The organism is Maribacter dokdonensis DSW-8 (assembly GCF_001447995.1).
Taxonomy (GTDB): domain Bacteria; phylum Bacteroidota; class Bacteroidia; order Flavobacteriales; family Flavobacteriaceae; genus Maribacter; species Maribacter dokdonensis.
Map to the genome: position 1 here is coordinate 634,436 of NZ_LDPE01000001.1, position 25,140 is coordinate 659,575.

Annotated in this window: 27 protein-coding genes; 11 read left to right on the top strand and 16 right to left on the bottom strand. The window is 35.4% G+C overall.

Annotated features, from left to right (window positions below; all coding sequences use genetic code 11):
* Positions 1 to 134: 134 nt before the first annotated feature.
* From serA to I600_RS02995, 5 genes are all read right to left on the bottom strand, one after another.
* Positions 135 to 2,027: a phosphoglycerate dehydrogenase gene (gene serA / locus I600_RS02975; RefSeq protein ID WP_058104257.1), complete on the bottom strand. Its 1,893-nt coding sequence runs from the start codon at positions 2,025 to 2,027 to the stop codon at positions 135 to 137.
* A 140-nt stretch (positions 2,028 to 2,167) separates the two neighbouring features.
* A complete protein-coding gene (locus I600_RS02980; protein ID WP_058103013.1) occupies positions 2,168 to 2,956 on the bottom strand; it encodes an alpha/beta fold hydrolase in 789 nt (262 codons plus the stop codon).
* Positions 2,957 to 2,966: 10 nt separating this feature from the next.
* On the bottom strand, positions 2,967 to 3,662 hold the full coding sequence (locus tag I600_RS02985) for a DUF3307 domain-containing protein (protein ID WP_058103014.1): 696 nt from the start codon (positions 3,660 to 3,662) through the stop codon (positions 2,967 to 2,969).
* Positions 3,663 to 3,664: 2 nt separating this feature from the next.
* Positions 3,665 to 4,270 (bottom strand): SatD family protein, encoded by a 606-nt coding sequence (locus tag I600_RS02990; protein WP_058103015.1) that lies wholly within the window; start codon positions 4,268 to 4,270, stop codon positions 3,665 to 3,667.
* Between the two features lie 99 nt (positions 4,271 to 4,369).
* Positions 4,370 to 4,822 carry a methyltransferase family protein gene (locus tag I600_RS02995; RefSeq protein ID WP_058103016.1) on the bottom strand — a complete coding sequence of 151 codons (453 nt, stop codon included), beginning with the start codon at positions 4,820 to 4,822 and terminating at the stop codon, positions 4,370 to 4,372.
* Positions 4,823 to 4,881: 59 nt separating this feature from the next.
* Here I600_RS02995 and I600_RS03000 point away from each other — a divergent pair, with 59 nt between their 5' ends.
* From I600_RS03000 to I600_RS03020, 5 genes are all read left to right on the top strand, one after another.
* Positions 4,882 to 5,469 carry a non-canonical purine NTP diphosphatase gene (locus tag I600_RS03000; RefSeq protein WP_058104258.1) on the top strand — a complete coding sequence of 196 codons (588 nt, stop codon included), beginning with the start codon at positions 4,882 to 4,884 and terminating at the stop codon, positions 5,467 to 5,469.
* The gene (locus I600_RS03005) at positions 5,456 to 6,100 is read left to right on the top strand and encodes a DUF4337 domain-containing protein (protein ID WP_058103017.1); all 645 of its coding nucleotides are present in this window, start codon (positions 5,456 to 5,458) and stop codon (positions 6,098 to 6,100) included. The genes I600_RS03000 and I600_RS03005 overlap by 14 nt, the downstream gene beginning before the upstream one ends.
* 160 nt (positions 6,101 to 6,260) lie before the next feature.
* Positions 6,261 to 8,045 carry a DEAD/DEAH box helicase gene (locus tag I600_RS03010; RefSeq protein ID WP_058103018.1) on the top strand — a complete coding sequence of 595 codons (1,785 nt, stop codon included), beginning with the start codon at positions 6,261 to 6,263 and terminating at the stop codon, positions 8,043 to 8,045.
* 74 nt (positions 8,046 to 8,119) lie between these two features.
* Positions 8,120 to 8,890, top strand: coding sequence for a carboxypeptidase-like regulatory domain-containing protein (locus tag I600_RS03015; RefSeq protein ID WP_058103019.1), 771 nt, complete (start codon positions 8,120 to 8,122; stop codon positions 8,888 to 8,890).
* 51 nt (positions 8,891 to 8,941) lie between these two features.
* On the top strand, positions 8,942 to 10,633 hold the full coding sequence (locus tag I600_RS03020) for an alpha-amylase family glycosyl hydrolase (protein WP_058103020.1): 1,692 nt from the start codon (positions 8,942 to 8,944) through the stop codon (positions 10,631 to 10,633).
* A gap of 7 nt (positions 10,634 to 10,640) precedes the next feature.
* Here I600_RS03020 and I600_RS03025 read toward each other — a convergent pair whose 3' ends face one another.
* The 3 genes from I600_RS03025 to I600_RS03035 are packed head-to-tail and all read right to left on the bottom strand — an operon-like array spanning position 10,641 to position 12,234.
* Positions 10,641 to 11,006, bottom strand: a complete 366-nt coding sequence (locus tag I600_RS03025; protein WP_058103021.1) for a VOC family protein — start codon at positions 11,004 to 11,006, stop codon at positions 10,641 to 10,643.
* A complete protein-coding gene (locus I600_RS03030) occupies positions 11,003 to 11,536 on the bottom strand; it encodes an SRPBCC family protein (RefSeq protein WP_058103022.1) in 534 nt (177 codons plus the stop codon). The genes I600_RS03025 and I600_RS03030 overlap by 4 nt, the downstream gene beginning before the upstream one ends.
* 41 nt (positions 11,537 to 11,577) lie before the next feature.
* Positions 11,578 to 12,234: a TrmH family RNA methyltransferase gene (locus I600_RS03035; protein WP_058103023.1), complete on the bottom strand. Its 657-nt coding sequence runs from the start codon at positions 12,232 to 12,234 to the stop codon at positions 11,578 to 11,580.
* Positions 12,235 to 12,282: 48 nt separating this feature from the next.
* Between I600_RS03035 and I600_RS03040 the strand changes: the two genes are divergently transcribed.
* On the top strand, positions 12,283 to 12,963 hold the full coding sequence (locus I600_RS03040; RefSeq protein WP_058104259.1) for an SIR2 family NAD-dependent protein deacylase: 681 nt from the start codon (positions 12,283 to 12,285) through the stop codon (positions 12,961 to 12,963).
* Here I600_RS03040 and I600_RS03045 read toward each other — a convergent pair.
* On the bottom strand, positions 12,932 to 13,405 hold the full coding sequence (locus I600_RS03045; RefSeq protein ID WP_058103024.1) for a heme-binding domain-containing protein: 474 nt from the start codon (positions 13,403 to 13,405) through the stop codon (positions 12,932 to 12,934). The two genes, I600_RS03040 and I600_RS03045, sit on opposite strands and share 32 nt — an antisense overlap.
* A gap of 34 nt (positions 13,406 to 13,439) precedes the next feature.
* Between I600_RS03045 and I600_RS03050 the strand changes: the two genes are divergently transcribed.
* The 3 genes from I600_RS03050 (at position 13,440) to I600_RS03060 (ending at position 16,482) form a co-directional block, all read left to right on the top strand.
* The gene (locus tag I600_RS03050) at positions 13,440 to 14,021 is read left to right on the top strand and encodes a hypothetical protein (RefSeq protein WP_058103025.1); all 582 of its coding nucleotides are present in this window, start codon (positions 13,440 to 13,442) and stop codon (positions 14,019 to 14,021) included.
* Between the two features lie 109 nt (positions 14,022 to 14,130).
* Complete coding sequence (purB, locus tag I600_RS03055) at positions 14,131 to 15,474, top strand: adenylosuccinate lyase (RefSeq protein ID WP_058103026.1); 1,344 nt, start codon at positions 14,131 to 14,133, stop codon at positions 15,472 to 15,474.
* 126 nt (positions 15,475 to 15,600) lie between these two features.
* The gene (locus I600_RS03060) at positions 15,601 to 16,482 is read left to right on the top strand and encodes a mechanosensitive ion channel family protein (RefSeq protein ID WP_058103027.1); all 882 of its coding nucleotides are present in this window, start codon (positions 15,601 to 15,603) and stop codon (positions 16,480 to 16,482) included.
* A 100-nt stretch (positions 16,483 to 16,582) separates the two neighbouring features.
* On the opposite strand, the gene I600_RS03065 is transcribed toward I600_RS03060, so the two are convergent.
* From I600_RS03065 to I600_RS03090, 6 genes are all read right to left on the bottom strand, one after another.
* Positions 16,583 to 17,392: a mechanosensitive ion channel family protein gene (locus I600_RS03065; RefSeq protein ID WP_058103028.1), complete on the bottom strand. Its 810-nt coding sequence runs from the start codon at positions 17,390 to 17,392 to the stop codon at positions 16,583 to 16,585.
* A gap of 161 nt (positions 17,393 to 17,553) precedes the next feature.
* On the bottom strand, positions 17,554 to 18,093 hold the full coding sequence (locus I600_RS03070) for a DUF4252 domain-containing protein (RefSeq protein WP_058103029.1): 540 nt from the start codon (positions 18,091 to 18,093) through the stop codon (positions 17,554 to 17,556).
* A 60-nt stretch (positions 18,094 to 18,153) separates the two neighbouring features.
* Entirely contained in the window at positions 18,154 to 18,696 is a 543-nt protein-coding gene (locus I600_RS03075) for a DUF4252 domain-containing protein (protein WP_058103030.1), read from the bottom strand.
* Positions 18,697 to 18,802: 106 nt separating this feature from the next.
* The gene (locus tag I600_RS03080; protein WP_058103031.1) at positions 18,803 to 19,357 is read right to left on the bottom strand and encodes a DUF4252 domain-containing protein; all 555 of its coding nucleotides are present in this window, start codon (positions 19,355 to 19,357) and stop codon (positions 18,803 to 18,805) included.
* Between the two features lies 1 nt (position 19,358).
* The gene (locus I600_RS03085; protein WP_058103032.1) at positions 19,359 to 19,796 is read right to left on the bottom strand and encodes a hypothetical protein; all 438 of its coding nucleotides are present in this window, start codon (positions 19,794 to 19,796) and stop codon (positions 19,359 to 19,361) included.
* A complete protein-coding gene (locus tag I600_RS03090; RefSeq protein WP_058103033.1) occupies positions 19,783 to 20,292 on the bottom strand; it encodes an RNA polymerase sigma factor in 510 nt (169 codons plus the stop codon). Before I600_RS03090 ends, I600_RS03085 begins: the two co-directional genes overlap by 14 nt.
* 220 nt (positions 20,293 to 20,512) lie before the next feature.
* Here I600_RS03090 and I600_RS03095 point away from each other — a divergent pair, with 220 nt between their 5' ends.
* On the top strand, positions 20,513 to 22,039 hold the full coding sequence (locus I600_RS03095) for a S41 family peptidase (RefSeq protein ID WP_058103034.1): 1,527 nt from the start codon (positions 20,513 to 20,515) through the stop codon (positions 22,037 to 22,039).
* Positions 22,040 to 22,066: 27 nt separating this feature from the next.
* Complete coding sequence (locus I600_RS03100; RefSeq protein ID WP_058103035.1) at positions 22,067 to 23,536, top strand: S41 family peptidase; 1,470 nt, start codon at positions 22,067 to 22,069, stop codon at positions 23,534 to 23,536.
* Positions 23,537 to 23,721: 185 nt separating this feature from the next.
* On the opposite strand, the gene I600_RS03105 is transcribed toward I600_RS03100, so the two are convergent.
* Positions 23,722 to 25,140, bottom strand: coding sequence for a DUF5074 domain-containing protein (locus I600_RS03105; protein ID WP_058103036.1), 1,419 nt, complete (start codon positions 25,138 to 25,140; stop codon positions 23,722 to 23,724).

A 25,140-nucleotide genomic window follows, 5' to 3' on the forward strand; every position in this document is an offset into this window, starting at 1 on the left:
ATCTATACCATAACTATTTTATGTAAAAAATGTTGTAAAAAATTTGAATAACACAAACAAAAAAAGTGCAAGTAGTTAAACCTGCACTTTTTTATATATACTTTTTAAATATATGAAGCTTTCGCTAGCGAATACTAGTACAACACCCTAAATTTAATAGTGTTCTCTACTTTCTTTAATTCTTTGATCACTTCTTTATTATACTCCTTGTCCAGATCGGTAATTACGTAACCTACCTCATTATCCGTAGAAAGGTATTGACTATTGATATTCAGTTCGTACTGCGCCAAAACCTTATTAATCTTCGCCATGATACCCGGCACATTTTTATGAATATGCAAGAATCTGTGCGATTTGTTTTGCTTTGGCAAACGAATATTAGGGAAGTTTACTGCATCTACAGTATTACCAGAATTAATGTAATCCATAATCTTATTAGGTACAAAATCCGCAATATCCCTTTGGGCTTCTTCTGTACTACCACCTACATGAGGAGTAAGAATTACATTGGGAAAACCTTGTAATTTGGTCTTAAAGTCTCCGTTACTTCTTGGCTCGTCTGGATAAACATCTATAGCCGCACCACCTACTTGACCAGATTTTAAGCTTTCTGCCAACGCATCAATATCAACAACAAACCCACGGGAAAGGTTGATTAGCATGGCTCCTTTTTTCATTTGGTTCAATTCACGCTCACCAATGAAGTTCTTGTTTGCCTTATTGTCGTCTATATGCAAAGTAACAACATCAGAAACACTTAATAAATCCTCTAATGAATTACACTTAACCGCATTACCTAGAGCCAACTTATCATCTACATCATAGTAATAAACGCGCATTCCCATTGCCTCGGCCAATACAGATAATTGCTTACCAATGTTACCGTAACCTACAATACCTAAGTTCTTACCACGAACCTCGCGAGAACCAGCAGCCGTCTTCTGCCATTGACCTTCATGTATTTCCCTGCTACGGTCAAAAACACTTCTCATCAACATGATAATTTCACCTATAGCCAATTCTACTACAGATCTAGTATTGCTATAAGGCGCATTAAATGCAACAACACCTTTTTTCTTGGCAGTTTCAAGATCTATTTGCGTAGTACCGATACAAAAAGCACCAACCACCAATAACTTATCGGCTGCGTCTAAAACAGCTTTTGTTACTTGGGTCTTAGAACGGATACCAAGCACGTGAACGCCCTTTATCTTTTCTATCAGCTCTTCTTCTGGCAAGCTATGCTTGATCAGCTCAACGGAGAAACCGTCTTCTGACAAATTATCAAATGCAGCTGTGTGCACATTTTCTAATAAAAGGACCTTAATCCTATTCTTTGGGTACGAGATATTTCTTGGCAACTTGTTCACAAATAAAAATTCATCTAAACTTGGTGTAACATAATCCGCATTGTTAGCGGCTTTTTCTCTATGCACATTTTCGGTATAAGCAAAAAACTTATCTGCTATACCCGCTTCGCGCATTACATAATCACTATAACCATCTCCAATAACCTGAACTTCTCCGTCCAAATTCATCTGCTTTAGGCAATCAATTTTACCATTATGCTGAGACAGTACATTTTTTTCATCAAAACCGATGATATTACCTTCTTCATCAAATTTAAACGTATTTGCATAAACACGCTCAGAAGGTATATTATATTCTTTTACAATAGGGTCTATAAACTCTTTAAAACCACAAGATATTACATAAATATCATCTGCATATTTTTCAAAAAACTCCTTATTGGCCGCAATAGATTTAGAAATTTTATTTCTTAGGTTTTCTACCAAACCATCTAAGTCTTCCTTTTTGGCATGTAACAACTTAATACGACGCTCTAAAGACTCAGTAAATGAAATATCACCATCTATACCTAAATTGGTGATTTTCTGAATTTCTTGAATAACCTCCTCTTTATTGGATCTTCCCTCTAAAGTCATTTCTGCAAGTACATCTAGAGCCTCTACCCTTGTTAATGTACTATCGAAATCAAAAACATATTTTCTACTTACTTCTACCATCATTTTCTTTTGGTTAGATAGGAATATTAGTTTCTAAAAATAAGAAGCAAAAGTAAAAATTTAATTTATCCTGATATGTGATATTTTGTAAATAAAACAAAAAGGATATGTTATGATGTAAATTAACAAAATACCCCTATTTATTCCAAAAACCGAATTATGGAATTTGAAAACGCTTCAGTCTTATATGTGCCATTATGATCACCGGGGACTTTCTCCAATTTACCTTTAACAAAGCTATTTTTTAAGTCTTCTGCACTTCCGTTATCCAAATCGTCCGTGCCGGATATCACCAAAATTTCGATGACCAATTCATTTAGCTCTTTTACAGAAGTTACAGGTTGATATTTTTGTTGTAAATAGAGTGAACGAAAATCAGCATTTATGGACTTTGCATAATCTACCGCGCCTTTGGTGAGTTGGTTCACTTCACCCTTGAAAGCGTTAGCGAACATTATTTTTCTATCCCATTCAGGATTTGTAAAATCTATGCCCATGCCACCTAAAACCGCTTTTTCAATACGATCATCCTCTGTTAATAGTTTCGCTAAAACAATACTTCCTCTTGAATAGCCTACCGCCTTGTATTTTTCAACTTTTAGGCGATTCATTAATAACACCAAATCCTTAATCTCTGCTCCATTCCCATATGCCCCTTCATCTTTAGGTTTATCAGAATCTCCGTTACCTCTTAAATCTGGAATGATCACCCTGTACCCCGTATTGATCAATTGTTGTTTAAGCACAGTGTTATCCCAAGATTTTCTAGAATTTAAAAATCCATGTAGCAGCAATATCGGTTCACCGTAACCTTCATCCGTATAGGCAATTTTAACTCCATCAAAAGATTCAAATGTGTTTACTTGAGCCGTTGTTTTTTGCACAAACGCAATGACAAGAAGACAGCTTATTAAATGCTTTTTAAACATCGGTGTTTGATTAAGAAACGTATAGTAAGCCAGCTAAAATTGCTAGACCAAAACTTACTAATGTCCCTATTAAAATATATTCCGTTAGCTTTCTATTGTTTCGTTCTTTTAAATCATTAAACCTAAAAACAGATTTAGCGGCTATTAATAAGCCTATAACTTCCCACCTACCAATTACTATAAATATCAACACAAACAGTCTTTCAATAATTCCAATATACTTACCGGCATTTGGTAAAGATTTATGATCAGTTTCAATTTGGTTGGACATGCCTTCTAAAATCTTTCCCATTATTATTGAAGCCGGAAATGTCACAAATACTATTGCCGTAATTAAATACCAATCTAAATTTTCAAAAAGAGCCAAGGTATGCGCATACAGATCGGCATAAAAAGCACAACAGTAAAGCACTATAAGATGTAATGCCTGGTCTATAAAAAATGGAATACTTTTATTCTTGAACATGTCATTGGCATATAACTTCAACAAGTCGATCATAAAATGTAGTACCGCTACCGTAGCCGCTATTTTCCAAAGTGACAAATTCCACAACACCAGCATATACAATACAAAATGTAAAAGCACATGCAAATACAAAAACTTAGATGTTATTTTATTGGATTGTTTGTGGAGTACCCATCGTGTAGGCTGTAAAATAAAGTCTCCGACCAAGTGGGCCAGTAGTAGTTTAATAAAAATCAACATATTTATTCAGTGGTAATTAATTCTTTATAATATGCCAAGACTTCTAAAACCAAGTCTAACCTTGCCCTTTTTAGCCTTTGACTTACTGCCGATTGTTTTATACCTAACATTTGTGCCACCTCTTTTTGCGAAGAATGCGGATTATCGAGCACTAAGGTGACAATTTCTGCGGAAACCACACTCCAATCATCCATAAAGTCCAAAGCCAAGCGCAACATTAAATTTAACGTTCTATCATTTTTAGCATCACCGGTAGCTATGCTTAGGTTTACCTTACTTTCTTTAAGTGTTTCAAAATTTCTTCCCGATCTTTGGTATGCCGGACCGTTAGATTCCGTTACTCCTGTACCAATATATGTTTCTAGGCCAATACCTATACCCATTCTTACATCTAAACCTTTTATGGTTTTAAGCATAGATTTAATACGTATTGCCGTAAATAAAGCATTCTTTTCAGTGACCTTTAGCTGAAATTCGTCTCCGCGATAAATCTCCCAATTCATTGGCGATTCACCAAATTGGTTGAAATAATTCTTCAACATACCAATCCATTCAGAACTAGGATGATTTTCAGAATTAATTATATCGCCAGTAATTATAGCTATCATGATTATTAGTTAAAATGCTAATATATTAAATTATAAGCTAATTAATTAATATTTGCTGTTATTAGGTAATTCAGTAATCCAAATACAGGAATAACTCCCTCAAAACCAACGCCTTGTTAAGATACAATAATCTTTGAAGGAACGCCCAAATTTGTTCAAGAGAATTTGCTCTTCGGGAATAATTTGAAAACGATTCATATATGCTACAAAACCAGCAGCAACCAACGTATTAAAAGCATTGCCCAAAAATATACCCAATGCCAATAAAATCAGTAACAAGGCCAAATACATTGGGTTTCTAGAAAATTTAAATACTCCGCTAACTACCAAACTTTGTGCCTTATCAGGTTTTGTTGGGTCTACCGTGGTTTTTGCCAATTTAAATTGTATCAGTGCCAAAAGGGCAATTACCATACCTATACCCACTAAAAACTTAGCCAACATTAGTCTACCAAAGAAATCAAAATAGCCAATAGGCAATACTAAATCCAACAAATACATTATTGAACCAAAACATAAAAACACAATTACCGGCGGCACTTTTAATTCCATTTTATAAAATTACTACTTTTGATACTGAAAATTATCATACTAGATTTCAAATTGTTCCCATGAAGCTTGTTTTTGCCACCCACAACCCTAACAAATTAAAAGAAGTTCAACAAATGGTGCCCGATCATATTGAACTCATTAATTTAGAAACCATAGGTTGTACGACCAACATACCAGAAACCGCCAATACATTAGAAGGTAATGCAAAAATCAAAGCAGACTTTGTAACCAATACGTACCAATTATCTTGTTTTGCAGATGATACGGGACTACTTGTAGAGACCCTTAACAGTGAACCAGGTGTTTATTCCGCTCGCTATGCCGGCGAACAAAATGATGCTGATGCCAACATGAACAAATTACTAGATAATTTGAAAAATGAACAAAACCGTACCGCCCATTTCAAGACGGTAATAGCTTTAAACCTAAATGGTAAAACCCATATATTTGAAGGCAAAATAGAAGGTGTAATTACAGAAAACAAACGAGGTCATAACGGTTTTGGCTATGACCCCATTTTTCAACCCAATGGATATGATAAAACCTTTGCAGAATTGCCATTATCCATTAAGAACAACATAAGCCATAGAGCAAAGGCATTTAAAAAATTGATAGATTATTTAAACACTACACATGTTACAGGGTAAAAACAATAAAGAAACAGTAGAAGTATCGGTTGCATCTGAACGTGCAGAAGCTATTGGTGGTGTACTAATTGCTTTGTTTGCTGCCCTAATGGCCATATCACAAATGGTGAACGGTGAGCTAGAGGAAGAAATGATGATCGCCCATAACAATGTAGTTAGCTATTCTAGCTGGTATCAATCTAAAAGCATCAAAGAAAGTTTAAAAGAAAGTGAGCTAGATTATTTGCATGCCCTAATTGAAAGTGGCATTGTTTCTGGTGACAAAACCGACTTAATTGAACAAAAAATTTCTGAAGTCGAAAAAAAAATAGAAAAGTATGACGCTGAAAAAACTGAGATTCTTTTAGGTTCATCACAAGTAGGAAAAGAAAATTGGGTACAGGACATTGAAGGTGAAATGGGTAAAATAACCGGAGTAAAAGAATGGGAACAATTGACCCAAACCTATGACTACGCTACCAAGAAATTTGATTATGCCCTTCTATTCTTTCAAATATGTATAGTACTTGGCGCCGTATGTATCATCATTTATGATAGCCCCGCACTGCAAAAAGGGTTAATTGTACTTATGATCATCTTCGGTATAATTGGCACTTTTCTTTCCATTTATGGGTATACTTTGGCTCCATAACATAACTTTTCAATTAAATTATACTGAACCAAATATTAGCAGTACCTTTGCCGCTTAATTAACGCCGCTGGTATAGCATGTGTTGCGCTGAGTCTAAATAGGTTATAAACGATAATCGCTCTATGCAACATTCATATTTGCGATTTAGTATAACATATTTATGACAAAGTTTGAAGCACTGGGACTAGAAAAGTCCTTATTAGATGCTATTACTGATATGGGTTTTGAAACCCCATCAGAAGTACAAGAAAAAGCAATCCCAATTTTATTGGAAAGTGAAACCGACCTAGTTGCCCTTGCGCAAACAGGTACCGGTAAAACAGCCGCTTTTGGTTTTCCATTAATTCAAAAAATAGATAGTGACAGTAGAACCACACAAGGTTTGATACTTTCACCTACTCGTGAGCTTTGCTTACAGATCACCAAAGAAATGCAAGCGTATTCTAAATACGAGCGCAATATTAATGTAGTTGCCATTTATGGTGGTGCCAGCATTACAGAACAAGCAAGACAAATAAAAAGGGGTGCTCAAATTATCGTAGCTACACCTGGTAGAATGAAAGATATGATCAGCAGACGCCTTGTTGACATATCTAAAATTGACTACTGTGTACTTGATGAGGCAGATGAAATGTTGAACATGGGCTTTATGGAAGATATCAAAGATATTCTTTCCGGTACACCTAACGACAAATCTACTTGGTTGTTCTCTGCAACAATGCCAAGAGAAGTGGCAACCATAGCCAAAAAATTTATGCACTCTCCTCAAGAGATTACGGTAGGTGCTAAAAATTCTGGTGCTTCAACGGTACAACATGAATATTATGTTGTTGGCGGTCGAGATCGTTATCCTGCACTTAAAAGATTGGCAGATACGAATCCTGATATATTTTCGGTTGTTTTCTGTAGAACAAAACGTGATACTCAAAAAGTAGCTGAGAAATTAATCGAAGATGGTTACAATGCAGGTGCACTACACGGAGATCTAAGCCAAAACCAAAGAGATTTGGTAATGAACTCTTTCCGTAAGAAACAAATTCAGATGTTGGTAGCTACAGACGTTGCTGCCCGTGGTATAGATGTTGATGACATTACACATGTTATCAATTACCAATTGCCAGACGAAATTGAAACGTATACGCACCGTAGCGGTAGAACTGGTAGAGCAGGTAAATCCGGTATCTCTATGGTTATTGTTACACGTAGCGAGCAACGTAAGATCCGTGCTATTGAAAATAAGATCAATCAGAAATTTATATCCAAAAAAATTCCTACGGGAATGGAAATCTGTGAGATTCAGCTATATCACTTAGCAAATAAAATTAAGGACACTAAAGTTAATGACGAAGTAGATACCTACTTGCCCGCAATTAACGATGTTCTTGAAGGTATAGACCGTGAAGAATTGATCAAGAAAATTGTATCTGTAGAATTCACAAGATTCTTCAATTACTATAACAAATCTAAAGATTTAAACTCTTCTGACAGTGGTAGAGATCGTGATAACGGCAAAGCAGAAATACCAACTAGTGGTTCTGTTCGTTATTTCGTGAATGTTGGTGAAAGAGATGGTTACGATTGGATGTCTTTAAAAGACTTCATTAGAGATACCGTTGGCCTAGGTCAAGAAGATGTATTTAAGGTTGATGTTAAGGAGAGTTTTTCTTTCTTCAACACTGAAGCAGAAGTTACTCAACAAATTTTAGACAAGTTTACAGACTTTAAAGTTGACGGACGTTTTGTTAACGTAGAGGTATCCAAAAACCCAGGCGGTGGCGGTGGCGGCCGACGCAGAAGCGGCGGTGGTGGCGGCTTCAAAGGCAAGAGAAATGCTAGAAAAGATGGTGGTTCCCAGTCTAAAGGAAGAAGAAGAGACAGAAGTGAATCTAGTGCTCCAAACTCCGGAAAACGAAGAAGCAATAAAAGAAAAGGTAACTTCTTTTAGTTAATTGTATATTAAAAATACGCTTCGGCGTATTTTTTTTATTTTGTTTGCAACTTAAATTACGCTTTAGTACAATGAAATATTTTTTATCGATCGCACTTATTGTCATTTCATTTTTGGGTTATTCGCAAGATACCAATGAAAGCCAACGTCTTAGTGCTGTCGTAAAAAATGCCCAAACAGATGAACTTCTTGAAAGTGTTCACGTTGTCAATCTAAATCAAGTATTTGGCACAATAACCAATGATAAAGGTGAATTTTCAATTACTGCCGCTGTAAACGATACTTTATATTTTTCTTTTCTTGGTTTTAAATCTCAAAAAATTAGGGTAACGAACGATATGTTCAAATTTGAGAATACAGAAATTGCCTTAACAGAACTGGCCTATGCATTAGAAGAGGTCATTGTTAGACCCTATCAGCTTACCGGGTATTTAGAAATTGACGTTAAGAACCTTCCTATCAATAATGCCTACCAATACAGCATATCTGGTTTAGGAGTAAGTTATGAAGGTGGTAACAAAAACCCTAGTGCCGTTACAAAAGTTTTGGGGGCAATACTAAACCCTGCAGATCTTCTACGGAATTTATTCGGAAAAAAACCTGCGCAAATGCGAAAGCTTAGACAAATGCGTGAAGATGATGACATACGTAATCTATTAGCTTCAAAATTTGATAGAGAAACACTTACAGAATTTCTTCAACTGGAAAAAGTAGACATTCAGGATATCCTTAACAATTGTAATTATTCCAAATCATTTATTACCACAGCCAATGACCTTCAGATACTTGACGCCATTAGCAGCTGTTACGAGGAGTATAAAGTTCTTAACAGAAAGAAATAATATTTTTTAATACGAAATCCTTGTTATAGCTTTAATGCAAATAACAGGAAAATGAAAAACGTATTCTTTTTAGGGCTATTCACACTTATCTTAATTTCTTGCCAATCTAACAACAAACAAAAGTTAGAAAGCAGTACCAATATCCAAGATGTTGTACACCAACCTAAAAAGAACCCAAATTTTCAATGGGAAGCTGCCACCGTTTATTTTCTATTGACAGATAGGTTTAATAATGGGAACCCTAACAACGACATCAATTTTGAACGTGATGAGGAAACCGGAAAACTGAGAGGTTTTCTAGGTGGCGACATACAAGGTATTACCCAGAAAATTAATGAAGGTTATTTTTCAGATCTAGGGGTCAATGCTATATGGTTTACTCCTGTTGTGGAACAAATTCATGGCGCTACGGACGAAGGTACCGGTAATACCTATGGCTACCATGGTTATTGGGCAAAAGACTGGACGGCGCTAGACCCTAACTTTGGAACCGATAAAGACTTAGAGACCTTAATAAAGACCGCCCACGAAAACGGAATTAGAATTTTGTTGGATGTTGTTTTAAATCACACTGGTCCTGTTACCAATGAAGATCCGGTATGGCCAGAAGAATGGGTGCGCACCTCTCCCACTTGCGAATTTACTACCTATGAGAATACTACCGCTTGTACCTTGGTTGCAAACCTTCCTGACATACGAACGGAATCTGATGCTGCCGTAAATTTACCTGATGCCCTACTTGCCAAATGGAAATCAGAAGGAAGATTAAGCGAAGAACTTGATGAACTTGAATTGTTTTTTGATCGGACAGGCTACCCAAGAGCTCCTCGTTTTTATATTATTAAATGGCTAACGGACTATGTTAACAAATACGGAGTAGATGGATTCAGGGTAGACACGGTTAAGCATGCCAATGAAAATTCTTGGGCAGAATTATATAAAGAAGCTGCTGCCGCTTTTGAACTATGGAAAAAGAAAAACCAAGATAAGGTATTGGACAACAATCCTTTTTATATGGTTGGCGAAGTGTACAACTATGGCGTTTCTGGCGGACAAGAATTTGATTTAGGCGATAAAAAAGTCAATTACTTTGATAACGGATTCAAAAGTCTTATCAATTTTGAATTAAAGACCGATGCCGAAAAAGATTATGAAACCATTTTTACGAAATACAGCAAATTACTACACACCAAGTTTAAAGAAAAGAGTGTATTAAACTACTTAACCTCTCATGATGATGGTCAGCCATTTGATAAAGATAGAAAAGACCCAAAAAGAGCGGCAAACGTGTTGTTACTTACCCCTGGCGCTTCACAAATATATTACGGAGATGAAACAGCCCGTAGCTTAACCATAGAAGGCACGGAAGGCGACGCTACCTTACGTTCTTTCATGAATTGGAACGAGTTAGATAGTTTACCCAAAACCAAAGAAATTTTGGCGCACTGGCAAAAATTAGGAACGTTCCGAAATGACCACCCCTCAATTGGTGCAGGTATTCATAAAAGAATTACAAAATCTCCCTATGTTTTTAGCAGATACTTTGCTAAAGACGAATTTGTGGATAAGGTTGTGATCGCCTTAGATGCTCCTAAAGGCAAAAAAGAAATATCGGTCAAAGGTATTTTTGGCGACGGAACAAAATTGTACGATCGCTATTCTGAAACAGAAGTTGTTGTTGAAAACAATAAGGTAATTCTAAATAATGAAAATGATGTAGTATTACTGGAGCTGCTCAAGTAAGCTTAATTTAGCTATTAGAATGCAATGCTATTCTATTACCTTCGGTATCCCTTAAAAGCCCCATAAATCCATGCCCTTCACCAATCTCGGTTTTGGGCTGTAATACTTGTCCGCCTGCTTTTTCAACTTTATCGAGCACAACGGCTACATCATCACATGCAAAGTAAACCATGGCACCGTGTGTCATACTAGGTACATATTGTTCATGTTCCACCAAAGCACCACTAGATTGCCCCATACTCTGCTTATCTGGAAACAATCCCATTACAAATTCGCCAAATTCGCTCACCGTAATTGTAACTCCAAATATGGCTTCGTAAAACTTTTGTGCTCTCTGCATACGCTGCACCGGAATTTCAAACCAAGAAATCATATATCACTATTTAAGTTGTTCTTTAAATTTTGCAGTCCTTGCTCAAAATCTTTACCTACCATTTTATCCATGGACATGAAGAGCATCATAATACTCATGGGAAATTTATTTTTACCTGAAAAGCCCCAGGTGACCTTACTTTTAGTTCCATCTACAGCATCTAAATTCATATAGCAATCAGATTGTGATTTATATGGTTTAAAAAAACGTAGATCCTGCTCTATTCTTTCCCCTTCCTTTATTTTTGTAATCTCTTGCTCACCTTCGCCTACATCTTTATTACCGTTCCAATGGCTAATTGCACCAATTTCACCATCTACTCCCGTAAATGTCAGTTCCATATTTGGGTCTTTTTTGGCCCAAGGTGACCATTCTTGTTGTTTTTTTAAAAATTTTAAGTGCGGCCAAACTTTAACAGGATCATGGTCTAAAATTACACTTCTAGAAACATGATAGGTTTTAGGGGCAATCAATGCTAGTAGAACAACCAAGGCCACTAACACTCCAAGAATAATTAATACGGTATACATGTCTTTTTAAATTGTTGTTGACCAACAAGTTAATATATTTTTTAATTATCTGACTTATACCTTTCTAAAATATCATCTATACTTTTAATTGATTTTTTTGTCCAATCTAATCGTCTTTCCCACAACTCATCTTCCGTCAGTTGCCAATCTATATTAGAAGATTTTAGCTGCGTAGTTACATGTTGTAAAATAATTGCGGCCGATACTGATATATTTAAGCTTTCAGTAAAACCAACCATGGGTATTTTTAAAGAAGCGTCTGAATTTTCAAGAACATAATCACTAAGACCATTTTTTTCGGTTCCAAAAAACAATGCTGTTTTGCCATTTAATTTAAAGTTTTGTAACAATGAGCTATCTGCATGCGGACTAGTGGCTACAATCTTGTAACCTTTATTTTTCAATGTATCAATAGCTTCTTTTGAGTTCTGATATCTTTTGACATCTACCCATTTTTGTGCCCCCATGGCAATTTCCTCATCTAATCTCTTACCATATTTGCCTTCTATCAAATGAGCGGTTTGTACACCAAAAGACTCACAACTTCTAACCACCGCACTTGTGTTGTGCATTTGATATACATCTTCAACAGCAACAGTGATATAATTGGTACGTTGACTCAGAATTTCTGTAAACCTTTCTTTTCTGTTTTCTGAAATAAACTCTTCTAAATAGTTTAAAAGCTCCATATCTATCATGCAACCAAGATAAGAAAAGTATATTTTTAAGCTTAATTTCAAATGATCTTGAAAAATATAGTTGTTTTAACAGGTGCAGGAATTTCAGCAGAAAGCGGATTGAAAACTTTTAGAGATTCCAATGGTCTATGGGAAGGTCATGATGTTATGGAAGTTGCTACCCCAGAAGGTTTTGAAAGAAATCCTGAATTGGTTTTAGAATTTTATAACCAACGAAGAAGACAACTGTTGATCGTTGAACCTAATAGTGCGCATATAGCATTGGCTGATTTAGAGTTTCACTTTAACGTCAATATCGTTACTCAAAATGTAGATGACCTTCATGAGCGCGCAGGTAGCTCAAATGTACTTCACCTACATGGCGAACTTTTAAAGGCTAGAAGTGTAAATTCTGAAAATGAAATTTTAGATTGCAAGAATGATATTTTATTGGGAGACACTTGTGTAAATGGTTATCAGCTTAGACCACACATTGTTTGGTTTGGCGAAGCTGTACCGCTTTTAGATAAGGCTATTGAAATTACCAAAAATGCGGATTATTTAATAATTATAGGAACTTCAATGCAAGTTTATCCTGCAGCCAGTCTAATTGACTTTGTAAAACCAAGCACTCCTATATTTTTTATAGACCCAAAACCCGCATTGGCGAATAAAAACAATGTTACGACAATTGCGGATACCGCTGTTAATGGTGTTCCTACTTTGGTTGCTTCCCTAATTGATAAATAATTCTTGTTTGCTTTACCCACTCAACAAGATCATTGACTTGACCTTCGGTTAGTTTTGCATCGCCATGAGTGTAAGTGTATTCCAATAACGGCATTTTACCTTCTACTACTTCCTCTTCTATCTCTTCTAATAAATGATCTTTTTTATCCAAGGAATATTTTTCCCATTCAGAAAAATTTAAATGTTCCTTACCTTCATTAACATGGTTTGCCATCCAATATGAAATTGGCGCTATATTATTGTACCAAGGGTATTCCGTGTTATTACTATGACAGTCATAACAAGAGTTCTCAAAAATATTCTGAAGTTCTGGCGTTGGGTTCGTTTCCGTTATAAAGACTTTGGTATGGTTACCTGGAGATACATTCTTGGTAGGACTAAAAAATTGCATGGCTATAAATACGACCACAACAAGTAAGCTAATTCTTTTTAGTAATTTCATATTTGGGGGAAATAAGTAATAAAGATACAATTTTATGAATAAGATAGAGCTGTGTGAAGCACTGAATTATGTTACCGCTTTAAGGGAAAAACGGAGTAAAATGGCTTCTATTATACTAGCAGACCCTAAATTAGTTCCTATTCTGATTTCAATCATAAAAGATGACATCAACCCGGTATCCTGTAAAGCCAGCTGGATTTTAGAATACGTTGCCAACAAAGACCTAAAACCAATTTTAATTTACATCAATGATTTCATTACTATACTTAACAGTATTTCACTGGAATCATCAATAAGACCCGCCGCTAAAATTTGTGAACTGTTAGTTTTGAACGAATTTTCAGAAAAAAATAAAATATGTGATCCAAAATTAAATAATGAACATTTAAATGCCATCACGGAAGCTGCATTTGATTGGCTGATCGGAGAACATAAAATTGCTCCTAAGGCTTACTCCATCACCATTCTTTTATGGCTTGGTTTTAAAATTGATTGGATTCACCCTGAGTTAATTCCCATTTTAAAACAGAATTACGAAGATGGAAGTGCCGCTTATAAAGCAAGGGCCAGGCAAACACTTAAAATTCTGAAAAAAAAGTCTTCTAACAAAGATTAAGTTACAAACCTTAAAAATGATGCCGATACATCTATAACTATTAGCATTTATGGTTTTAAACTTTAATTCGAATAGGTATATTTGCCCCTTAATAATTTAACCATTGTTTATGTCTCTCAACGCATTAAGTGCCATTTCTCCAATTGACGGTCGTTATAGTTCTAAAACCAATTCTTTATCTGCATATTTTTCAGAAGAAGCGTTGATAAAATATAGGGTAAGAGTTGAAATAGAGTATTTTATCGCTCTATGTGAAATTCCACTTCCGCAACTATCTTCCTTTGATTCTTCAAAGTTTGAAACACTTAGAAAAATATATACCGATTTTACAACTTCCGATGCGCAGGAAATAAAAGAAATAGAGAAAACAACAAACCATGATGTAAAGGCGGTTGAGTACTTTATCAAAAAAGCCTTTGACAACTTAGGAATATCGGAATTTAAAGAATTCATTCACTTTGGACTGACTTCACAAGACATAAACAATACTGCAATACCGCTTTCCATTAAAGAAGCAATGAACAATGTTTTTGTTCCTCAATACTTTCAACTTGTAGAAAAATTGGAAGAATTGACCAAAGAATGGTCAGATATACCAATGCTTGCAAGAACACATGGGCAGCCAGCATCCCCTACTCGTTTAGGGAAAGAAATAATGGTTTTTGTAACCCGTTTAAAAGAACAGTTTAATTTATTGAACGATATACCTAGTGCCGCCAAATTTGGAGGTGCAACCGGTAATTTCAATGCACATTTAGTGGCATATCCTTCTATTGACTGGAAAGCATTCGGTCAAAAGTTCGTTCAAGAGAAATTAGGATTACAGCATTCGTTCCCTACAACACAGATAGAACATTATGACCATATGGCCGCCTTGTTCGATACCCTAAAGCGCATTAATACTATTATTTTAGACTTAGATAGAGATTTCTGGACCTATGTCTCCATGGATTACTTTAAACAGAAAATTAAAGCTGGCGAAGTGGGCTCCTCTGCTATGCCCCATAAAGTAAACCCTATAGATTTTGAAAACTCCGAAGGTAATCTTGGTATTGCCAATGCCCTATTTGAGCATTTATCGGCTAAACTACCAGTATCTAGACTTCAAAGAGATTTAACCGATAGTACCGTATTAAGAAACGTAGGCGTTCCTTTTGCGCATACAATCATCGCTTTTCAATCTACTTTAAAAGGCTTGAACAAATTACTTTTGAATAAGGAAAAATTTGAACAGGATTTAGAGAACAATTGGGCGGTAGTTGCTGAGGCCATTCAAACGATTTTAAGACGTGAAAGTTACCCTAATCCGTACGAAGCCTTAAAGGGTCTAACACGTACCAATGAAAAAATCAATAAAAGTTCTATCGCAAACTTCATTGACACCTTAGAAGTTTCTGATGAAATTAAGGAGGAGTTAAAGCAAATATCCCCTAGTAACTATACGGGTATTTAAGCCACTTTTAATGCATTAAAATTTTTCTTTAATTCAAAGACTTCATATCGCCCGTTTTGGGCGATATGCATTTTAGATTGTGATTCGTATCCTATATATTCCTTACGAACACAAATCTAAAATTGTATGCAAACAAATTTCTCAGTTGAAGAATCCATAAGTAATTTATGGGATAAATTAGATGGATGGCTAGAATCCATCATTTTAAAATTACCAAATTTCGCCATGGCTGTTTTGGTAATGTTCTTATTTTATTTTCTAGCAAGAGGAATACGGAAATTACTTAAGAAGACCATACTAAGAAAAATATCACAAGTTTCTATTCAAGAAATTATAGCCAAAGTAGTTTTTGTTGTCATTATTTTAATAGGTTTCTTTATAGCCCTTGGGGTTTTGGACTTAGATAAGGTTTTAACAAGTATTTTAGCAGGTGCAGGTGTAGTTGGTTTAGCAATTGGTTTAGCTCTACAAGGTACCTTGAGCAATACCTTTGGCGGACTTATACTCTCGTTCATGCCACAGCTAAAAATAAATGACTTTATTACGGCAGATGGTGTATCTGGTTTTGTTACGGAAATTAGCTTGCGAAACATTATTCTAAAAAAACCCGACAATAATGTAGTGGTGATACCAAATTCCAAATTTATAGATGGATCGTTCACCAATTATTCTATGAACAATAGAAATAGAATATTTGTAAACTGTGGTGTTGGCTATGAAAGCGACTTACAAATGGTAGAAGACCTTACCGTAAAAATTATCAGCGACAACTTTCAACAAAACGACGGTGAAGATGTAGAATTCTTTTTTACGGAATTTGGAGATAGTTCCATCAATTTTATGGTGCGTTTTTGGGCAGACTGTGTAAATGTAAAACAGGAACATGCAGCAAGACACAAAGCCATTAAAATAATCAAGAAACATTTTGACGAACGCGATATCAACATTCCGTTCCCGATCAGAACCTTGGATTTTGGAAAAAATAATCTACAAATCGCAAAAGATTAAATGAATAAGGCTCAAAGTATTTTATATGAGACTATCGAATAAAATTAAAAAAGCCCGTTGAGCAAGTTCAACGGGCTTTTTATTAACTAACTAGACTATATTATTTATTAATTTGAACTTCATGTGGGTAAGGTATTTCTATACCTGCACCATCTAATGCTTTCTTAGTACCTTCAATGGTGGCAAAGTAAACATCCCAGTAATCTTCTGGCTTACAGAAAGGGCGTACGGCCAAGTTTACTGAACTATCTGCCAATTCAGATACATTTACAGATGGAGCCGGATCTTTAAGCACTTTTGGATTAGCTTCTAACATTGCCTGTAACACTTCTTTTGTTTTCTGTAAATCAGAACCATAATCTACACCTACTGTTGTATCTACTCTAATTTTACCTTCTGCCGTATAGTTTACAATGTTTCCGTTTGCCATTGCACCATTAGGTACAATTGCCAATTTATTTTCCGGGGTTATTAGTTTGGTGGTAAAAATCTCTATTTCCTTTACACTACCCAATACACCCTGAGCTTCAATTAAATCCCCTATTTTATAAGGCTTAAAGATGATAAGCAAAACACCGCCCGCAAAATTAGAAAGTGACCCTTGTAACGCTAGACCAATTGCAAGACCAGCCGCCGCAATAACCGCTGCAAAACTTGTTGTCTCTACTCCTAACGTTGAAATAACGGTAATTATCAAAAATACGGTAAGTGCCCATTTCGCCAAATTCAGTAAGAACTTTCTAAGCGACTCATCATACTGTTGCTTGGTCATTCCTTTATTTACAACTCCTATCAATTTCTTGATTATCCAAGAACCAATAATATATATTAAAAGAGCTAATATAATTTTAGGACCGTATTCCATGGCTAATTCAATCCCTTTGTCAATCCATACTTGTGTTTTTTCCATTTTTAATGTTTGTTTAGGTTGTTATTTAATTGTTCTCATTTATTATGACACCAATTTTATTGAATGGTCACATTAAAAATAACCGATGCACAATTCTACAGCAAATAAAAACCCGTTACGTAAACGTAACGGGCTGTTCTTAAACAAAATAAAACTTGCTCTTAACCTTTTATTAAATCGCCAAGTTGCTCTAAACCTTTACCTTCAAAATTAGATTTCTCCATTGCCTGAATTAATTGAACAAAACTGGCCGGATTCATGTCATCTCCTAAAACACGAACCAAAACAAGTCCTTTTTCATCGTTATCACCGTAAATAATAACCTCATCAATAGTGTCTCCATCTTCCTTTAGCTGTAAAGTCGCCTTACCAAAAGGGGTATTCATTTTCATCAGCTCACTATAATCTGAACCTTTCAGTATTGATTTAATAGTCTTTTTTTGTACCAGATAATCTGCTTCGTTATCCGGTTTTTTTTGAAATGCCAAAATATTCAACTTCTTAAGGGAGGAAGCCGCTTCTTTTTCAGATGCACTCAAATCTGCCTTTTCCAAATTCAATAAGCTGGAAGGCAAATCAAAAGACATAAAATTCGGATTCTCTGCATTGGCAATATAATATTCTTGTAAACTCTGTTCAGATGAACACGATGACATGGTTAAACCAAAAATTACAACCATCATCCAATATACATATTTCATACTATGTTTTTTTTAGGAAAAAGGTCCCCTAAATATATAGAAGACCTTTTCATTAAACTTTTACTTTCCAGATGCTTTGTTCAAATCCTTTGGCAGGTCCATTTTACTGGTCAATGTTCCTATTTTATTTAAATCTATATCTCCTGTGAGACTTACAAGTACGGTTTCAAGTTTTCTGCCATTATGACCAACATCTACATTCTCCAAACCACTAACGAACATTAACAATTCCGATACATGGTCTTTCTTTTTGCCGTCTTTTATATAGAACTTTACATTTACATCTTTATCCTTGACTCGCATTAATTCTTCTAGTTTAGAAGATTTCAGGTACTTCTTTACCGTAGATGACATGTCTGCAGATACGCTTGCATCTTCAGTCATAAAGACCTTCACATTTTTTAATCCGCTGGCTATTTCCATAAACTCTTGAGCCTCTTTGTCATCACTAAGATTTCCAAATTTAGATACAAGGTCTATCATACCTTTATTTACTATTACGGACCCTACGTTATCCATATTTTCATATTTATCGAATACGGATTGTGAAAAACCCAACGCGGGTAAAATTGCCATTAAAAATACTACTGCTACTTTTTTCATGATTGTTGATTTTAAATACCTTCACCCGTTACAGGATCTGGTGATTGATGAATTATTGACTTATAATTAAGCGTGCCCTGTAAAATATAACACGCTTAATTCATTTTTAATTTCCGTTTTTAGCTGCTTTACCCAATTGGTCACCACCCGGCAAATCCATTTTATCGGTCAACTTTGATACTGATCTTAAATTGATATCTCCGGTCAAGGATAACAGGACTGTTTCCAATTTCTTACCATTTACATCTATATCCATGTCTTTTAACCCTGTTACGAACATCAATAGTTCTTTAACGTGATCACTGTCCTTACCTTCCTTTACATAAAACTTTACATTAGAGCTACCGTCACGTACTCTCATCAACTCTTCAAAAGAAGAGCTCTTAAGTCTATTGGTTACCCAACTATCCACGTCTTTGGAAATTGCCGCATCTTCAGTTGTAATTACCTTAAAACTGGTTATGGAATTTACTAACTCAAAAAATTCCTTTGCCTCCGGGTCGTCTGAACTTACACTCATTTTACCCAACATTTGAAACATTTTGGGCTGCATGGCAACAAAGGTTACCTTATCATTATCCTCATATTTTTCAAAAATATCTTGAGCGTTAATTATTACCGGGGCTAACACCAACAGTGTTAATACTAGTATCTTTTTCATTTTAATTACTTTTCGTTAAAAATTTATTCGTTGTCTTTTCAAATTCATTTAAATGGTTCAGTTGCTCTGTACCCTTATTAAAATTCATTGCCAATAAGGCCAAGGCCTCTTTTGCAGATGCTATTTCCTCTGGGGTATACTCATCTGCCAAAGTAACCGGAGGTGGTGTAGGTTCGTAAAAATATAGCCCTACCATAATGATTGCAATTGCAGCAACGGATGCCCATTTCAAATAATTTTTTCTAGGTTTTAATGGCACCTGCTTTGTAAAGCGCTCTTCTTTTGCTTTTGTAAAGTAATTGAACAAAGGTGCATGCTGCTCTAAGTGCGGAGCAATGTTACCCTCTGAAAAGTACTTCCTAAGTATTTCTTCTTCTGCAATCGTAGTGGTCGCATCAAAATACTTTTCTATTAATTTTTCTATGTTATGCAATTCCATAATTATGCTTTTCCATTAATTTTTCCCTTACGGTTTTTCTTGCTCTGGACAAAGCTACCCGTATGGCCGTAGGTTTCATATCCAATAATTTTTCTATTTCTTCATATTCATATTGTTCTACATCCCGTAATTGTAATACCATTTTCTGCTGCTCAGGTAATTCTGCCATAATTCTCTCAACCCAATCAATACTATCTTTTGCCTCTAATTCGCTCTGCAAAGATGTACTGGCATCGGTATAATTACTATGTACCAATTTTAAATTTCCCGCTTGTTTAGATTTTAAACGATCTAAGCAAAAGTTCTTGGTCATGGTCATGGCAAATGCCTCTACATTATTATAACTTTCCATTTTATTCTTTTTTGACCAAAGCTTTATCAGTATCTCTTGAGTTGCATCTTCTGCCTCTTCTGTAGACACCAACAACCTTTTGGCCATACGGAACAACTTATCCTTAAATGGTAATACAATATTTAAAAACTCCGTTTGTTTCATTTGGTTTGGCTGTCTGTAACCTTTCTTACAGGTTTACAAAAAGAAGACGACGCTGAACGATTTTTGTTACAATTAATTTTTATTTCCTTGACTTGTAAGTAAATTTAACATCCTATTACTAATTATATACGTACTTATTTAAACTTCTGTTTTCGGTATAGTTTATGATGGCTTATAAATTGGCTAAAGCAGTACTCTTTAATTAATATTAAAAATAACTATGAAAAAATTTTTCTTGTCCCTCCTTTGTCTAGGTCTTATTACAATGTCATGTAGTAATGATGATAACGACCCCGTAGTTGAAGAAGAAGAAATTGAAAATCCTGAAGAGGAAGAAGAAACGGTAGAAGTTGACATTGAAGTCCAAAACTTTTTTTGGCAAACACTGAACCTTTATTATTTCTGGCAAGGAGATGTACCAGATTTAGCAGATGATCGATTTGATACACAGACCGCTTACGAAGAATATCTTGCAGAAAATGATGATCCGGTTGCTTTATTAGAAAACAAATTGTTGTTTTCCGAAGATAGGTTTACCTTTTATAGCGATGATTATACTGAATTGGTAAACAGTTCTGCAGGTATTTCTAAAAGTAACGGTCTACAATTTGGTTTAGGTCTTATCTCTGGTACCGAAGACGTATTTGGTTTTGTAGAGTACATTGTAAAGGATTCTGATGCATCGGGCAAAGACATTAAAAGAGGCGATTTATTTATAGGGGTTGATGGTCAAACATTAAACCTTGATAATTATATAGAATTACTTTTTGGGAATAATGACACCTACACACTTAACATGGCTGATATTGTTGATGGTGGCATAAGCCCTAGTGATAAAAAAGTAACCCTAACCAAAACTGAAGGATTAATTGAAAATCCTATCCATGTAAATACCGTTATTACATCTGGAGACAAAAAAATTGGATACTTAATGTACAACCAATTCGTATCTGGATCTGAAGATAACCTTAATTCAGTTTTTGCGGATTTCATAGCACAAGGTGTAAATGAACTGGTATTGGATTTACGTTATAACCCAGGTGGTAGAGGATCTACTGCCGCTGTTTTAGCCAGTTTAATCAAAGGCACCAACACCAACGACCTTTTATTTAAAACAATATATAATGCGAAATTACAAGCAGAATTTGATAGTAGTTTAACGGATAATTATTTTGTTAGCACCACCGGTACTGCTGATGGTAATTCAGATGCGGCACTGAATACATTAAATTTAAATAAAGTGTATATCATAGCTACAGAAGCTTCTGCATCTGCTAGTGAATTAGTGATGGTTGGTTTGGAACCTTATATTGATGTAGTACATATAGGTGGTACTACCGTTGGTAAAAACCAAGGCTCTGTACTATTTGTGGATGATCCAGAAGGTGGTAATGTCTATGACCCTGAAAGAGTTGACAATATTAATCCTAATGTTCAGTGGGGACTACAGCCAATAATAAGTAGGGTTGAAAATAGTGCTGGCTTTTCGGACTATGTGGATGGATTAATTCCTGATATTGAACTTTCAGAAGATGTTACCAACTTAGGAGTTTTGGGTGATGCAAATGAACCTCTATTGGCAAGAGCCATACAGGAAATCAACGGTAATGGAGCTAAAAGAAATTTTGATGTGATTTTACCAGCCAATGTTGTTTCTAGTTCAAAACTATATAACCCGAGAAATACAACACTATTATTGAACAACAGCGTTCCTGTTGCTAAAATACCTGTATCTGAAAAGAAATAAAATCAAAACATTTTAGTTACACTTAGTATGAAGAAGATAATAATAGTGTTTGCTGCCGTACTAGCATTTTCATGCTCAAAAGATGATGATCTTTCATTACCCAATACGGTAGACCCAGATGGCTCTGCAAATGTAGAAGTACAGGATTTCATGTGGAAGGCCATGAACTTTTGGTATTTCTGGCAAGCTAACGTAGATGACTTAGCAGATGATCGTTTTGAAAATACGGAAGAAGGTAGAGCTGCCTATACCGCATTTTTAGATTCTGAAGATGACCCTGCATCATTTTTCGAGAATAAACTACAATATATAGAAGACAGATTTAGCTTTTTTAATGAAGATTATCGTGAGCTTACAAATTCGTTGGCAGGTATTTCTAAAAGTAACGGCCTGGAGTTTGGTCTTGTCCAATTTCAAGATAGCGATGAAATTTTTGGATTTGTTCGCTACATTATTCCCAATTCCAATGCAACCTCTGCCAATATTCAACGTGGAGATCTGTTTACCGGAGTTGATGGCCAAACATTGACCATTGACAACTACATTGGTCTGCTTTTTGGCGATAATGATACGTATACCTTGAACATGGCAGACTTTGAGAATGGTAATATTGTTCCCAACGAAGAAGAGGTAACCTTAACAAAAGAAGAAGGTCTGGCTGAAAACCCTGTTTTTCTTTCCAAATCTTTTACCATTGCCGGGGAAAACATTGGCTATATCATGTACAACCAATTTACCAATGAATATGATGACGACCTGTACGCTGCAGTTCAAGATTTGAAATCTGCCGGTATTACCAATCTAGTTATGGATTTACGCTACAACCCAGGTGGATCTGTAAATACTACAAGATTATTAGCCAGTATGATTTACGGCACCAACACATCCGATATTTTTCTTAGAAAGAGATACAACGATAAACTACAAGAACAATTTAACGATAGTCAGTTAGAGGTATATTTTGCCGATAAGATTAATGGGGAGACCATTAATTCTTTAGGCTTTAACAAATTATATGTTATTACGTCTGCTAGTTCTGCTTCTGCCAGTGAATTATTGATCAATAGCTTGGAGCCTTATATAGATGTTATTCAAATTGGTGATGTTACCAGAGGTAAAAATGAATTTTCCACCACATTGGTAGATGATAGGGAAAACTCATATTTATACACACCTTCAAGAGTCAACAATATCAATCCAGACAATCAATGGGCAATACAACCCTTAATTGGCAGGAATGAAAATGCCGATGGTTTTTATGATTTTACAAGCGGTTTACAACCAGATTATGAGTTGAAAGAAGATTATAGCAACCTTGGTATTATTGGGGAAGAAAACGAACCTTTATTGGCAAAAGCCATTGAGGTAATTACCGGTACTACCGGTAAACGCGACTTTACGGTTAAATACCCCATCAATATTATTAGCAGTTCTAAAGAAAATAGTATGATGAGCGATAAGATGGTGGATGATACCGTTTATGATTTGGAGTTCTAACTTACTCCAATACGTTATTTAAAGCATTGGCTTTAATATTGCGCTTTTAAATACAAGATTTCCTGAAGCCAAAAAACGATTTAAAAAAAGCTGAACAATGATACTATTGTTCAGCTTTTTTTATTATTAAATTTTACAATAATCTGTTATTTAGACTATTGAAAATTGTATTTTTTAATTAGATTTTATCTTGCTGCTGTTTCGTTAAAATATATACCTCCTGGAATAATAGAAACTGTTTTAGAAGCCAATAAGGTATTATCTGATAAATCATAAACCTCTAAAGAGCCATTGCTGACAAAATCTTTGGCATCTACCCCATAAAGTTTACCATCAATAACAGCCATATCATAAAAATTAAGACCTTCAATTACCGCAGTTGTTGGCAATATACTTGCTGTAGTATCCATAGCATACACAGACCCTCCAGAATAATAATAAAGAGTAGCTCCATCAATTTCTAAATTACCTGGATGTTCCGTAACTGCATAATTCATCGTTGTTGTAACCGTATTATCCGTAGTATTAATATAATCTATTTGTCCGGCAGTCTCATTTCCGGTCCAAGATGGATTTCCACTTGATAATACCCAAAGATTTCCACTAGCATCTAATTGCATTGAATTAGGGCGATCTCCTACTGTAATGGTCGTAGTAACCGTATTGGTGGTAGCATCAATTACAGTAACCCCGCTATTTTGATTAAACCCTCCTTGGAGCGCTACATAAACGGTATTATCCTTCACAATAATTTTCTCTGGCCCTTCCGCAACTGAAATAGTAGATTCTACGGTATTTGTTTCTAAGTCGATTACAGCAACATAATCATCATCAGGATTAGAACCGTCTCCCCAATTTGTAACATATCCTTTACCATTAGCTATTGCCATATAACGAGGGTTTAAAAAATCTGTCTCGCTTGGCCCTCCAATTGTGGCAACAGACTCAAAAGTATAACGATTTACAACTTCTATCTTCTGGGAACCATTCATTACTATATAAGCCATATTTTCGTAAAAAGACATACTCTGTGCATTGTCCCCTAATGCATCTGCATCATTTACTGTTTTAAAAATATCGTTTTCCACAGTGGCTAAATCATCCGAAACAAAAGAAATAGAAGCATTTCCTTGCATAAAATTTCCTTCATGAGAAACCAATATCCCATTTTCAAATGGGTAAGAATCATTATCCGTAATTGTTACTATTAAAGAACTATTAGCTCCCACAATATCCTCTTCATTACTAGTAGATGTAATAGTAAAAATTACCTCTTCAGAAGATTCAACCTCCGTATCATCAATTAAAATTAAACTTTCTTGTACTGATGTTTCCCCTGCCGGTAAAATCACCGACCCTGATAAAGATTGATAGTCCTCCCCTTCAGTGGCTGTTCCTGTTACTTCATAATTAATGGTTACATCCATAGCATTTACGCTTGTAGTACTGATGGTTATTCCTACTGTTCCTTCTCCCTCATCATAACTATCTTCTGTTGTAGCTATTCCTATTGTTCCCGGTGTTGGCATATCATCATCATCACTACAAGATGTAAGTATAAATGAGGCGAAAGCCGCTGTTAACATAAAGTGTTTCAATTTCAT